This is a genomic window from Sphingobacterium sp. JUb56, assembly GCF_014191365.1.
Lineage (GTDB): Bacteria > Bacteroidota > Bacteroidia > Sphingobacteriales > Sphingobacteriaceae > Sphingobacterium > Sphingobacterium anhuiense.
The window spans coordinates 2,432,172-2,445,107 of record NZ_JACHWL010000001.1; the positions used below are offsets into that span (position 1 = coordinate 2,432,172).

Consider the following 12,936-nt stretch of genomic DNA (forward strand, 5'->3'; position numbering starts at 1 on the left):
ACACTAACTAAAATATAAATCTGATTCTGCCTGTCTTCTGCGAATAAGACCAGGTAAAATCTTCCCTCCAGCCTTATTCCATTTTAGAAATTCTTCAACAATACGAGTGTCTTCAGGATTGGTATTAATCTTCTTTAGCAATGTTGACCTTCCTAAATTAGTTGCGCCAAGATTGTAAGTAAAAGACACTAATGCATCGAATTGATTTTGATTTAATTTTTTCATTAACAATCGTTTAACGTCATTCTCATAATTGGATAGAATTTCTAAAAGCATAGCTTCTCCTTCTATCCTGGTTAATTGTGGATCATCCATCTTCACTTTTCGACGGTTAGGTAAGTAATAGGTAAATCCGTAGCCAATAGTCGCAATACCTATGGGATCCCTATAGGGAGTGCTATACCAACCTTCAAAATCTTTTATTAGTTGTAATCCTTTTTGTCCTATTTTCATAATTCAAGTATTTATGTTAAAAAAAGCCCTCCAACAGGAGAGCTCATAGATTCTATTTTTCAAAACAGAAATAAATCAAAAGTTATTGGCAACAATAGCCAAGAATTCATGATGAACACTTTAACTTTCTCAACCATAAGCTAACCACCTATATCTCCATCAGTTTGAAAAGTATTTAACAACCCTTCTACATTTTGGAAAACCCCATCAATATCTTCTTCATAAAGTACTTTTTTTGCTAAATAGTGAGCTACTTTTACAATTGCATTTGCCTCAAATCCCAAATCTTTATATTGTGCTGTGAGGGCGATTAAAAACTTCTCTTTCATGTTTGCCTTATCTAATTTGATTTATCTTACTACAAAAGTAATGGGCATACAGTATAAAAAGACTAGAAATATGGAGTATGTAAGCGGTATAGACAAGATACCGAAAATAATAAAACACGGTCTTCATAGATCATGCTGATACACAATAACTACTTCCCTAACAGCAATATAGAGAGCCCAAGCTGCAATAAGACTGGTTTTAATCAATACACTTAATACCGTAAGTTTATGTAAACGAATAAAGCCATTCCTTATAGAATGGCTTTATTCGTTTACCGCAGATTTTAAGTCTTCTAAAATTTACACTATGTCTTGCTATATTTAATCGATAGCGATATCCTAGTCCGAAAATGCATCCAGCATATCGAATGTTGGAACAAAAAATAAAGTACCCGTTTTTGCAGTGCTAAAATCTAATATTCGATCATAATTACCTACAGGCACGCCGATAAACATATTGTTTAGCATCTTTTTTATCGTAATAAAAGAGCTGGCGTAAGCAATAAAATAAGTCCCCATTTCATTGGTCCCTACTTTACCAAAAGGCATATTGTCTCGAACAATTTTAAGATCATCACCCACATTTGCAAGTGCTGAATGTGAATTTGAGGGTTTTACACCATCAGGCATCTCGATATCATCAGATTTCGACCTACCAATAACTTTTTCCTGTTCACTCACGGGCAAAGATTTCCATGCGGACATATTATGTAAATATTGCTGTACAAACAAATAACTACATCCTTTATAAGCGGGATCTTCATCACCTATAATTCCAAAAGTGGCCCTTTCTTGGCCATGCGGATTTTCGGTACCGTCTACGAATCCAAGAATACTGCGACTGTCCCAATATCTAAAACCATGCACTTCTTCTACGCAAACTGCTATATTTTGCAGTAGTGTGGAAATAACTGCTGCCGTATCGATACAATAACTATTTTCACTAGCTCTGACGTGAAAATGAAGATCTCCTCTTGTGGATACCGCTGTATGTTTGCTCCCCGTAATTTGTTCAAAAACTTCAAACTCCTTAGGTAACGGCAAAGGTAAATCTAATTTAATCCAAGCTTCCAAACTGATACCCATGACCACGCTAGCTCCGGAATTTGGAAAGCGAACATTTCCAGAATTATTAAGATTAATGATAAGAGCACAGAGCTGTTTGAAGGTTTCTTTTACCTCAATACCACTCTTAATATTCCATACCATAAAAATGGTGTTGTTATTTGTATAATCTAATACATTTTGTGGATTAGTATCCATAAATTAAAGTCTTTATCAATTTTATCATTAAGCGTTCTTGACCTAAGCGCTCATAGAAGTAATCACATGGTTCATTTTTGACAGAGCTATTGCTTTATGCAAATATACGGTAACCCCCGCCCTGCTTATTCCCCTATATTCAATTTTGGAGTTATATCAAGTTTAAAGATAATCATTTTCTAGAGAAGGAAGTAAAAAGCAAGACCTATTGAGATGGATTTCATTAAACTATGAATTAAATAGATCTACTTGTATGAATAATATGGAAAACAAAAACAGTGAGACACTCGATCCTGTAAACAATTTCAAAAAGCAAAATTATATTTATAAACATAATTAGTGCATATTCGCTTGTATATTCACCACTTCTTTTATTTTATCTCTCAAATCTTGACCTTTTAAATCCTTAGCAATCACTTTTCCCTGGGGATCAAGTAAAAAGTTGCACGGTATAGTACTTATACCGTAGTTCAAGTAAACCTCGCCGTTACTAGCTTTAAGATCAGAAATCTGACTCCATATTAAACCATCTTCAATAATAGCATTTAGCCACTTATCTTTTTTACTATCTATAGAAACGCTCAAAATATCAAAATTAGCTCCCTTAAAATCATCACACAGCACTAGTAAGTTAGGATGTTCTTGCCTACAGGGTAAACACCACGATGCCCAAAAATCTAACAATAAATACTTACCTTTGTAATTTGACAATTTAATATTTCTTCCAAACCTATCGTTCATTTCAAATTCAGGGGCAATAGATCCAATGCGAACCTTGTTTTTATTTAAAAAAGACTCTTTTGTTACTGCAGCCTTTGGCAATTGCAGTAGACTATCAGATAATAAATTAAATACCTCTTCCGCTAAATGATTGTATTTATTATTCCTGGCTATGTTGTTCACAAGATCTAGGCTGACATAGGAGTTAGAAAATTCTTTGGCAAATGCTAGTTGAACATCAAATTGTTTATAATAATTAGCTTCCAGTAAACTCCTATTCTTATTTACTAAAGCAGTATCTTTCCTTTCTTCTTCGCTAAAGTAATCTGGATCTTTTATTGAAAGTCGTTCTTTTTCCAAAAGAGCTAATCTTTCCTGTAATAGTTGAAACGTATTATTGACAGCAGTTCCACTTATACGCGCATTATTTAACGAATCCATACTTTGAACAGAAATTATTCCCTCTTCGAGGTATAAGCTTAACCGATCGTAAATAAAATCATAATTGTGCGTAGGATTCTGATTCCGATATAAAGAAGCCCGAATAGGTATATTTCCTATAATTCCTTCAAACTTAAAACTATTATTCTTAACAAATGTGGAATCCAACATATATCGCCCTTCATTTCTATAGCTTAAATATATTATTTCTCCATCCAGTATTTGTTTTCCAGTACCCTGTATATCAAATTTTCGTTGTGAAAATAATGGTGTGACGATAGTGATGAAAACAAATATAATAGCAAGAATTTTCACTGCTCTTTTAAAAATCATAATCTAATGCTTAATATCTAAGGCAACATAAAATACCCTTCACCAAGATAATTATTACTGCTTTAATTAACAAATAATTACACGTGAAGTAAAGGATATGATTCGCTACAAGTATTTGTATAGTGCGTTGATTTATAGAGGGTCTTTTATGATAACATCTAACACAGGTGTTATCTATATGGAATATATTGCCAATAATCGGAATTAGTTTACACAAGATCACTAAACACCACACGTAGGAAAAACCTAGAGAAACATCGAATATTTACTATTGACTTCTGCAAAATTCATTTTCTTAAGCAGTTGAATGGTGGTATTATTTCCAATTTGGCATTGCGCAGTAATTTCTTTTACGTCCTCGCGTTCTTTAATCCCACTTTGATTTTTATTTTACAATAATAAACGACTGTTATACGTTTTTTGTATCACACGGAAATCTTACTATTATTGAGCATTCTTACTTTGATTAAAATAATTTTGAAGATGAAGCTCATCTAAGCATCTTTATGATCAACACTTAAGTTCATTTCTATGAAATAAGATTAATCTTTTTTTCCTACATCCCGCTGATTATCTTTTCTTGCATATCCAGCACTAAAGACCATTGCAAGCCCTGTCCCAATGAAAATAACCACCAATATAGATATAAACACTTTTACGAGTCCAGTATAATCTATCGGGAACCACTTCCAGATATAATTCAGGGCGACAAATCCCAATACGAGTAATGACGCTACAAATAGAAATGTAATGAGGTGTTTCATCGGCTAAAATTTATTTAAATACTCTTTTTTCTTCTGATCAAATTCTTCCTGCGTAATGATATTTTCGTCGAGCAGCAGTTTTAACTTCCTTAATTGCTCCATAGGATCTACACCCGCCACAGGCTGTGTAACTTCATCAATTGAATTACTAAATACTTTTCCTAAGCTCATACCTGCTCCCAATCCCACTCCTGCACCCGCTAAACCGCCTTCGTTTTTAGCAGCGTCACGCAACGCACGGAGTTTTTCCAACTCAACATAGCTAAGACCACCTTCAGTCGCCGCTTGGCTGTCAGCAGTAATATCAGCAATCTTTCCAATACGATCTTGAGTATCCTGATCAAAAGAATTACCCTCAATCCTGAAATCATGTAGCTGAACGCCGAATGTTTCTAGATCCTGTAGGAGCTGTTCTTTCATACCTCTAGACAAGCGATCAATCTCTGCATCTATCTCCGTAAAAGCTAATTTTTCTTTCGCAAAACTAGAAGTTAAGACTTGAAGAATTCGAGACTGCACGACTTCACGAAAAGACTCGGTAGTATAGTTATCCTGTGAACCGATATAGTTGGAAAAAAACTTCGCCGGATCTTTGAGTCGATACGAAAAATTACCATAAGCTGAGAGCTGAATAGGAATCTTATAATAGTCGTCAAAATACTTGATCGGTGAAGCTGTACCCCAGCCCTGATTCAGAACTTCAGCTTTACGATAATAGTAAAGTCCCATTTTATGCTCACTTTCAAACAACTGTGCGACTTTGAGCAGAGAAGTGATAAATGGATGATTATCTGTGCGGATGTTGTATACCCCGTCCTCGTCGATCACATCTGTAATCCTGCCTTCATAAACAAGAACACATCCCTGTCCCGGAGAAATAATCAATTTACTTGCATTTTTTATTTCGTCTGTAGCTGCCCGATACCGCCATATCAATACGTTTTGATCCTGTGGTTGCCATTCTATAACCGTGGCTATTTGCCTCTTAAAAAAATTAAATAGTCCCATGTTCTATCTTTTAAATATTTCGTCTCTGTCTATATCTTTCAGTACTGTACCATCATTAGCTATAATAATGATCCGATTGGAACTGGAAGTCCCCGATCTATCGTAATAGCTAAAAACAACTCCTCCAGTATAACCGTACATATCACTTTCAACAGCGTAATTATCACTTTTGGGTGCATAGGTCCAAATGATTTTCCCACTTTCGGTATCGATTTTCTGAATATAGGTATGACCTTCAGGATTGGCATCTGGCAATCCTGTAATATACAAACTCGTACTATCTTGGTATCCGATATCAGCTTTAAAATAAAGACGATCTGGTGTGAGATCAACAAATTTTGTAATCCGAGGTTCTTTCACCAATTTCTTTGTATATGGAAATGAACCGTAATAAATACCAGACTTCTTTGGATATTGATACACCTTCTGCCAACTCACTTGATAACTATAAGGAAGCATGATCGGATAACCGGAATTGTTTTTATACCAATATTTTATCAATTGGATTTTCTCTTCTGGATAATCACTGCTTTTTTCGGAAAATGCATAATAAACAGACGTTCTAGCACCTGGCAACAGGCTGGAAAGCCCTGTACCGGCCTCACGTCTCTGCATATGATCTTTATAGATTTTTCGAACTAAAGGGTAATAGTAGTATTCCTTCCCATCGTTGGTCATGATATTAAAACCATCTCCTTCCCGATCTTGTGTAAATTTTAAAGTAGCTATACCAGAAGAAAATTCAGGAACATCACCAAAAAAGGTATTCGTTACATCTATGACTTCATTTTTTGCCGGATCAATTTTATATACCTTATTGCTCTTATCAGCACAGATATAAAATCCACCATCGCTAAAAACCCTAGTTTGTATATAAAAATCATCTTTCCATCCTGGAAGTGGGATATCATTAACTATTTTCTCTTTTAATGGATCATAAAAACGTGCAAAATATTCAGCACCTTCCCGAGAAAAAGCATCTTTGCTACGATTAATAATAAAAAGAAACATCGGATTTTTACTATTATATGCTGTAAATGCTAAATATTCCTTGATTCGATCTACATATTCCTTTTTCTTAGGTGAATCGTCGGAAGAGACTAAAGTCGAAATACCTCCACTTTTGTTTCCACAGGTTCTGATGATACTGCTAAAAATTACAAAAAACAAAATGCCAGCTACAACAAAAAATAGATACTTTTTGGTTTTCGGATCTAGTCCATTAAATCTTCCGTCGCCGTATTGATGCTTTACATTAACGTTAATATCGTCATTATCCAAAAAGTACTCAGTGCCACAATTGTTGCAGATATAATGGTCTTCTTTAATATTCTGCTTCTTAACACTACCACAATGTGGACATTTTAACGCCTTAATTTGTTTTGCCATGTTCTCTTTACAGATTATAATACTAAAAATATAAATAATATCTCATGTCTGTGAAATAATTATTCAAATTAAAGATTAGCTATCAAAATAACCAGAACAGTAGAGCGATTAAATCCTTTCTGATTTTTGATAGTTTCTTCCTTATCATTACAGTTTAAAGTTTAAACCAGTTTACATATGCGGTTTTTATGCGTTCTTACTTGGCTTTTGTTTCCATTCGCTGGTGCCAGAATGTTAATTCCTTAAAATAGGTTGTTTTAATTTGCTGGAAATACAGAAGCAACGTGTCATGATAACGTTAAATATAGCCTGATATCGGTTTATATAAGTGCAACATTTGAAGTTAAGCACCATCAGACAATAAAACAACTTAGATTTACCGCAAGATATAAATACCTCTTTTGTACCATAAGGCTACATGCTAGTATCCCGCTTTTAACAAAAGTCGTAACTGCGCCGTACTTGCACCACCCTTGCACCGTCCATACACAAGGAAAAGGACGGTGCACCTGCGGTACAGGTACTGTGCAACTATGGGAGAAATTAAAAGCGTGTTAAAAGAAGGTACGAACAACGTTAAAAGAAGATCCGAATAATGGTATGCGCGATTTGGAGCATTTAAGGCGCTTCAGGACTATCATATACAGAACATAGTTGACGGGACCTCCGATTTAAAAATCTGTTGTGACAAATACTGCAATCAAGGGATTTAAGAATCTTTAATAACGACACTGGATCTGCAAATCCGTAAATCAAAAGATACAAATCAATCCGATTAAGTAGCTGCTATGATTTTCATAATTTTGTACATTTGATTATATAAATTAAAATTTTTAGAAAGACGGACGTTAGCAGTATCGATTATAACCTCAATAAAAAAAATGACATCAACAAACTAAATAATTAATATCGCATGAAGAAAAGAATACCATTAATTTCCTATTTTATAATTTGTATTATAAATATATCTTTTGCTCAAAATGAATGCAATTGTCAAATGGCATTAGAACGTTTAATAACTAAAATAGAAGTTGATTATCCAGGTTTTAAGCAAAAAACTGATGGAAAATTCGATTTATACAATAATCATAAAGCTTTAGTTATTGCAAAATCCGACACTACCACTAATATCAACTGTATCAAGGTGTTAAATGACTATGTGTCTTTTTTTAAAGACGAGCATATTTACATCGAAACAAGTATAAAAAACAAAAATGAAAACGAAAATTTGGGAGAATCAAAACCGAAAGAAAAAGAGGTAGATGGAAAGTTGTTAGCATCAAATGTTTTTTATATAAAAATCCAAAGTTTTAAATATGACAATATTACCCCTGTACAGGAGCTCATAAAACTAAATCAAAAGAAAATTGAAAAATCTAAGGCACTGATTATTGATATAAGAGATAATTTTGGTGGTACTGAAGATGTTTATCAACCACTACTACCGTATATTTTAACAAATCCTTTGCGAATAATGAATGTCGAATTTTTGTCTACGAATACACTTATTAATGGCTTGCGAGATTATGCGATGCAAAACGTCCATAAAGACTCTTTAAAAGCAATTAGCCAAATTGAAGATGGACTAAAAGAATATAAAGATAATTTGGGCAAATTTATATTATATGATGGTAAAAAAGTGACGATTGATACGATAGCATTAAAATCAGAAGCACCTAAACAAATAATTATTTTAGCAAATAAAAATGTAGCAAGTGCCGGAGAGAATTTTTTATTTTCAGCACGTCAAAGTAAAAAGGTGAAAATTTTGGGAACACCTTCAATGGGAGTGTTGGATTATGGTTCGATAAGAGAGTTTAAGTTTGGTTGCGAGAATTATACACTATACCTACCAACTTATCGTTCAGCAAGACTTCCTCAATATCCAATTGACAACATAGGAATTCAGCCTGATGTGTATTTAGATGATACAGTTGGAGATTGGTTGAAATTTGCGCTGAATTATATTAATGAATAAGATGAATATTGAGAACAAAGGTTCTTTTTATCAGTTGGGTTGAAAAACAAAATTCATAGATCGCTTTTTTATACCTTAATTGATAATCTATAGCACACAACTTTTATTGCGGTTTTGGATAAAAGTTGTGTTACTATAAAACATCCACAATTTTGATTGCCTAAATCTTAAGGTGGATTCACCACTCCAGGTATCCCCAAAGTAATTGAGCAGGGTGATGATCATATTCTGATTGCTGTACGCATTTCTACACTTCAAGAAACAAGTACATCGTATTATTTAATAAAATACAATTCTTTTTTTGCTTCATGTTTGTATTATTTTAACTTCTTTAGGTGCTTTGATCACTGTTTTGATACGTCCATGTTCTTTCACATGCTTAACATATATCTGCCCATAAGGTGTTGGAAATGTTCCTTCTGCCCAATTAAGATCGCCTAAATTAGGTTTAACAGTATATGCCCTTCCACCTGGTTGCGCTACTTTAATTCCTAATACATGCTCAGATAACCACGCTGTTGGTCCTGAAGCCCAGCCATGTGCTAAGCTATGACGAAAACCTTTATAACAGTAAGCTCCAAAATCTGCATGTATATCCGATTTTCCTTCTGGTACAAGCTCATCAATACGACTGGCATTGGGCAACCAATCCATATTAAAATCTTCCCAGAATGTTGTCGCTCCTAGATCCAGCATAGCACCCCAATAGGTCGAGATAATTTCCATAGCCTCTTGATACTTTCCTGCTTTCGCCATTGCTTCGAGCATGTAATAACCGTAAAAGGTTGAAAAATTTTTCGCCCCTCCTATAGATAATACCTCCGTATACGCTTTTTTTGCATCGATTAATCCGACTAATGACATCAATGCAGCGGCTTGTTTTGAATGATGGAGTGGCGGAATATATTTTCGCATCTGCGCAACTGTTTCGTCACATCTATTTTTTGAACTATCATCACCTAATATCTGAAAGAGAGCCGATGCATTCTCCAATGATCTTATAGTTAGTGCTTGAAGACCTGCATGTACAGCTGCACTATCCTCACTTGATGGCCAATCTAAAAATCGAGCGCCATCCATCCGTTCTTTTCCATTAACAACCTTCCCAGTAATTTGCTCAACCAATCCTTGTAAATAAGGTTGCTGCTCCTTTAAATATCCTAAATTCCCATAATTCATATACCAATCATATTGCAAGATAATCCACCACATCGAATAACTACTATGTCCAGACATCCAATTGGGTAGCGGTGTCGATTCTCTCGCAAGATCTAAACTTCTGGGGACAACTTCGTTATACCCAAATACGGTATTGACAGTAGATACTTCAGGGTGAAGATCTCCTACCCAAACTAAACGATCCCTTTTTATACCATCCCATAAATAGTCTTGCATGTTAACGTGTACAGTGTATGCACCTACTTCCCATATTTTATTAAGTCTTTCATCACTGCTTTGAAAGCTCCCTAGATAGGGAACATCTCGAAAGGTAGCTACAGCCCTTACTTCTCGCAAATGTAATTCAGCATTAGGTTCTAAAAAATCAATACGTACAAATCTGAAACCAGATTCACCAGATCGATTGCGACCAAGCCACGGTACTTGCATCATAAAATCTCGTATTGCATGGTCATTAGTAGCACCTATAACGCCAATTTCGGACATTGCTTCACTAACCGATTCCCCGAAACGTATACGAACATTTTTCGGTAAATTATTGCCCCCCCACATGCCTGTGATGATTTCAACAGATGCATTCATCTGAATACCAAAGTCTAATAGTATGCTAGTCCCTATTTGATTATTTTCATTTTTAAATACAACAGTATTGGGGTTGTATAAATTTGCCTGACCATTACCTCTTTTTAATAAATTTGTAGCATGTATCACATTTCCCTCTTTCCATACGATACGAGTAGGATAAACATATGCAGATGTTAATGGGCTCACTTGATTAAACTTATCACTTAATTTATTTTGCGCATTGATCTCACAAAAGCAAAAAATAAGCATTAAGAAACTTAAAATAGCACGGTTTGAATTCATAATTGGATACTTATAAGTATTAAATGTATTAAATAAATAAGAGGCTACTATCCTGTACTTTCATGATGGACACATAAATTTCAACTACTTAAGACCAAAAAGTTTTTTTCTGTATTGGAGAATCTTTAGCACAAAACCAAAGCTTTATAAACTCTAATTAAAGCATAAAGGCATCCTTCACTTGTAGGTCTCACCACTATGGAATATTGCCAAGACATTATTAGCTTCAAGCATAAGCAAAAATAAGTGTCTATAGGAATGCTTGCCAAAGACCTGTAACTTACCCAACATATTTATTCTCATTCTCTCGTAAAAGCAGTTATTAAAAATATATTAACCATAATTGGCTTATATCTCTATGATGAGCTTATTTTCATAAATAAGATTTCTGTTTGAGGTAAAAACTATCTTCAAAAAAAGTTTCCACACACTAAACTTCTGATTATTTATTAGAACGGCCTTATAGAAAATAGGATTAAATTTATATATTTATTCTATCTAAATCATTTATTATAAAACCATTGACCAGTATGAAACGCAGAAAATTTCTTCAATCTTCACTAACTGCAGGTTTAGCAACAACTATAATTCCAGTAATAGGAGCCGATAATAATGCAACTGAGCAGGAAATATATGAATGGCGTGAATACGAAATACGATTCGGTTCTGACCAGCAACAACTGGACAATTATTTTAAATCTGCCCTTATTCCCGCACTGAATAAATATGGTGTAAAAGCAGTTGGTGTATTCAAAGAATTGGTTCCATCTGAGCCTGCCAAATTTTACTTATTAACCCCTTACTCTTCTCTTGACAATTACCTATCCGTCAATACAAAAGTAAAAATGGATGCAGATTACATTGAAAATAGCGCTACATATAACAGTATTCCCGAAGACAAAGCGCTATATGATCGTTTTAAATCTTCCTTAATGATTGCCTTCGAAGGTTGGCCTAAAATCACTATTCCATCCGATAAATCGCGGATATTTGAGCTAAGAACATATGAAGGCTACAGTGAAGATGCTGTAAAAAGAAAAATTAAAATGTTTCATGATGGCGAATTTCCTATCTTCAAAAGAGCAAAATTAAATCCGGTATTCTGTGGTGAAGTGATTGCAGGCGACAGGTTACCTCGTCTCACCTATTTGATCACCTGTAAGAATATGGAGGAACGTAATAAGGGATGGGTTGATTTCATTGCTGATCCTGAATGGAAAAAATTAGTGTCCGATCCTCAATATGCAAATACTATTTCTAAAATTAACAATACATTTTTAATACCCACAACTTACTCTCAGGTTTAAAAGCAAAATCTTATCTTTCTAAAATTCAATAATTTGATTCTACCACATTACTATCCCCATCCGCACATACATGAAAAATTTCCAGGAATAAGCATATGTAAATACGGAATCAACCAAATTTTTAAACAAACGAAAAATAAATTTGCATGGATTAATTAAATAATTAAATTTGATCAACCATATATGACAACATGAATATAGACCTTCCCGAAAATCAAGATTTTAAATTTATTATCACGAATTTATATACAAGACCTAAGTGGTTCTTTAGATTTACACAAGAGCACTGGTATAATAAGTATGCTTGGCTTCTACTTTACCTAGCGCTATTAGGAAGTCAATTTGGAAGAATATCCTCGGGTAAACTCAATATTGAAAGTTGGACAGAACTTTTCTTCAAAGTTATAATTTTTGGGTCGGGCATTAGCTTACTTTTTTACATAATGTTTGCTTACATCTTAGCTGGTACTGCAAGATGGCTAAAAGGTATAGCAAGTGCAGCAGATATTCTCCGCGTTATTGCCTATTCATCCATACCAGGGATAATCGTATTACTATTGTATATCATCGGATCTCTGATATATGGTATTTCCTTTTTCAGTATATCATTCTGGGTAAATAATGAAAGTTGGTCCCAAACAATCTTTAAAATATTTTTGATGACAATAAATGGATTTGTTGGCATAAATATCGCCATATTTATGGTCTTAGGAATAGCTACAGTTAATAACTTCAGTATATGGAAAGCTATTCTAAGCATGATTTTACCCGTGATCATATTGGTAGTTGTTTTTGCTGTAATAGCATCCTTGTTTTAACAAAATCAATCACTTAATTCTTCGCAAACACTAAGAAAGAGATAATATCCAAAAATGATCATGGAAAATGCATGATCCAAATTTCAA

The 12,936-nt window shown here is 34.2% G+C and carries 11 protein-coding genes; 3 read left to right on the forward strand and 8 right to left on the reverse strand.

Annotated elements, in window-relative coordinates; translation table 11 throughout:
* Positions 1-3: 3 nt before the first annotated feature.
* From FHR29_RS10160 to FHR29_RS10190, 7 genes are all read right to left on the reverse strand, one after another.
* Positions 4-453, reverse strand: a complete 450-nt coding sequence (locus FHR29_RS10160; protein ID WP_183914383.1) for a lysozyme — start codon at positions 451-453, stop codon at positions 4-6.
* Between the two features lie 140 nt (positions 454-593).
* Positions 594-782 carry a hypothetical protein gene (locus tag FHR29_RS10165; RefSeq protein WP_183914385.1) on the reverse strand — a complete coding sequence of 63 codons (189 nt, stop codon included), beginning with the start codon at positions 780-782 and terminating at the stop codon, positions 594-596.
* Positions 783-1,121: 339 nt separating this feature from the next.
* Positions 1,122-2,045: a Dyp-type peroxidase gene (locus FHR29_RS10170; RefSeq protein WP_168126056.1), complete on the reverse strand. Its 924-nt coding sequence runs from the start codon at positions 2,043-2,045 to the stop codon at positions 1,122-1,124.
* A gap of 336 nt (positions 2,046-2,381) precedes the next feature.
* Positions 2,382-3,539 (reverse strand): TlpA disulfide reductase family protein, encoded by a 1,158-nt coding sequence (locus FHR29_RS10175; RefSeq protein WP_183914386.1) that lies wholly within the window; start codon positions 3,537-3,539, stop codon positions 2,382-2,384.
* A gap of 542 nt (positions 3,540-4,081) precedes the next feature.
* Positions 4,082-4,303 (reverse strand): hypothetical protein, encoded by a 222-nt coding sequence (locus FHR29_RS10180; RefSeq protein ID WP_132771399.1) that lies wholly within the window; start codon positions 4,301-4,303, stop codon positions 4,082-4,084.
* A 3-nt stretch (positions 4,304-4,306) separates the two neighbouring features.
* Complete coding sequence (locus FHR29_RS10185; protein ID WP_183914387.1) at positions 4,307-5,311, reverse strand: SPFH domain-containing protein; 1,005 nt, start codon at positions 5,309-5,311, stop codon at positions 4,307-4,309.
* Between the two features lie 3 nt (positions 5,312-5,314).
* Entirely contained in the window at positions 5,315-6,700 is a 1,386-nt protein-coding gene (locus tag FHR29_RS10190; RefSeq protein ID WP_183914388.1) for a hypothetical protein, read from the reverse strand.
* A gap of 913 nt (positions 6,701-7,613) precedes the next feature.
* Between FHR29_RS10190 and FHR29_RS10195 the strand changes: the two genes are divergently transcribed.
* The gene (locus tag FHR29_RS10195; RefSeq protein WP_183914389.1) at positions 7,614-8,678 is read left to right on the forward strand and encodes a S41 family peptidase; all 1,065 of its coding nucleotides are present in this window, start codon (positions 7,614-7,616) and stop codon (positions 8,676-8,678) included.
* A 306-nt stretch (positions 8,679-8,984) separates the two neighbouring features.
* On the opposite strand, the gene FHR29_RS10200 is transcribed toward FHR29_RS10195, so the two are convergent.
* Positions 8,985-10,724 carry an alpha-L-rhamnosidase C-terminal domain-containing protein gene (locus FHR29_RS10200; RefSeq protein WP_243655448.1) on the reverse strand — a complete coding sequence of 580 codons (1,740 nt, stop codon included), beginning with the start codon at positions 10,722-10,724 and terminating at the stop codon, positions 8,985-8,987.
* A gap of 530 nt (positions 10,725-11,254) precedes the next feature.
* On the opposite strand from FHR29_RS10200, the gene FHR29_RS10205 reads away from it, so the two are divergent.
* Both FHR29_RS10205 and FHR29_RS10210 read left to right on the forward strand, forming a co-directional pair.
* Positions 11,255-12,031: an NIPSNAP family protein gene (locus FHR29_RS10205; protein ID WP_132841651.1), complete on the forward strand. Its 777-nt coding sequence runs from the start codon at positions 11,255-11,257 to the stop codon at positions 12,029-12,031.
* Between the two features lie 191 nt (positions 12,032-12,222).
* A complete protein-coding gene (locus FHR29_RS10210) occupies positions 12,223-12,849 on the forward strand; it encodes a YIP1 family protein (RefSeq protein WP_183914390.1) in 627 nt (208 codons plus the stop codon).
* Positions 12,850-12,936: the final 87 nt, after the last annotated feature.

What these genes read in the sequence shown, in the direction of transcription:
- FHR29_RS10160 (WP_183914383.1), bottom strand. Translation starts at nt 453, where the DNA reads ATGAAAATAGGACAAAAAGGATTACAACTAATAAAAGATTTTGAAGGT.
- FHR29_RS10165 (WP_183914385.1), bottom strand. Translation starts at nt 782, where the DNA reads ATGAAAGAGAAGTTTTTAATCGCCCTCACAGCACAATATAAAGATTTG.
- FHR29_RS10170 (WP_168126056.1), bottom strand. Translation starts at nt 2,045, where the DNA reads ATGGATACTAATCCACAAAATGTATTAGATTATACAAATAACAACACC.
- FHR29_RS10175 (WP_183914386.1), bottom strand. Translation starts at nt 3,539, where the DNA reads ATGATTTTTAAAAGAGCAGTGAAAATTCTTGCTATTATATTTGTTTTC.
- FHR29_RS10180 (WP_132771399.1), bottom strand. Translation starts at nt 4,303, where the DNA reads ATGAAACACCTCATTACATTTCTATTTGTAGCGTCATTACTCGTATTG.
- FHR29_RS10185 (WP_183914387.1), bottom strand. Translation starts at nt 5,311, where the DNA reads ATGGGACTATTTAATTTTTTTAAGAGGCAAATAGCCACGGTTATAGAA.
- FHR29_RS10190 (WP_183914388.1), bottom strand. Translation starts at nt 6,700, where the DNA reads ATGGCAAAACAAATTAAGGCGTTAAAATGTCCACATTGTGGTAGTGTT.
- FHR29_RS10195 (WP_183914389.1), top strand. Translation starts at nt 7,614, where the DNA reads ATGAAGAAAAGAATACCATTAATTTCCTATTTTATAATTTGTATTATA.
- FHR29_RS10200 (WP_243655448.1), bottom strand. Translation starts at nt 10,724, where the DNA reads ATGAATTCAAACCGTGCTATTTTAAGTTTCTTAATGCTTATTTTTTGC.
- FHR29_RS10205 (WP_132841651.1), top strand. Translation starts at nt 11,255, where the DNA reads ATGAAACGCAGAAAATTTCTTCAATCTTCACTAACTGCAGGTTTAGCA.
- FHR29_RS10210 (WP_183914390.1), top strand. Translation starts at nt 12,223, where the DNA reads ATGAATATAGACCTTCCCGAAAATCAAGATTTTAAATTTATTATCACG.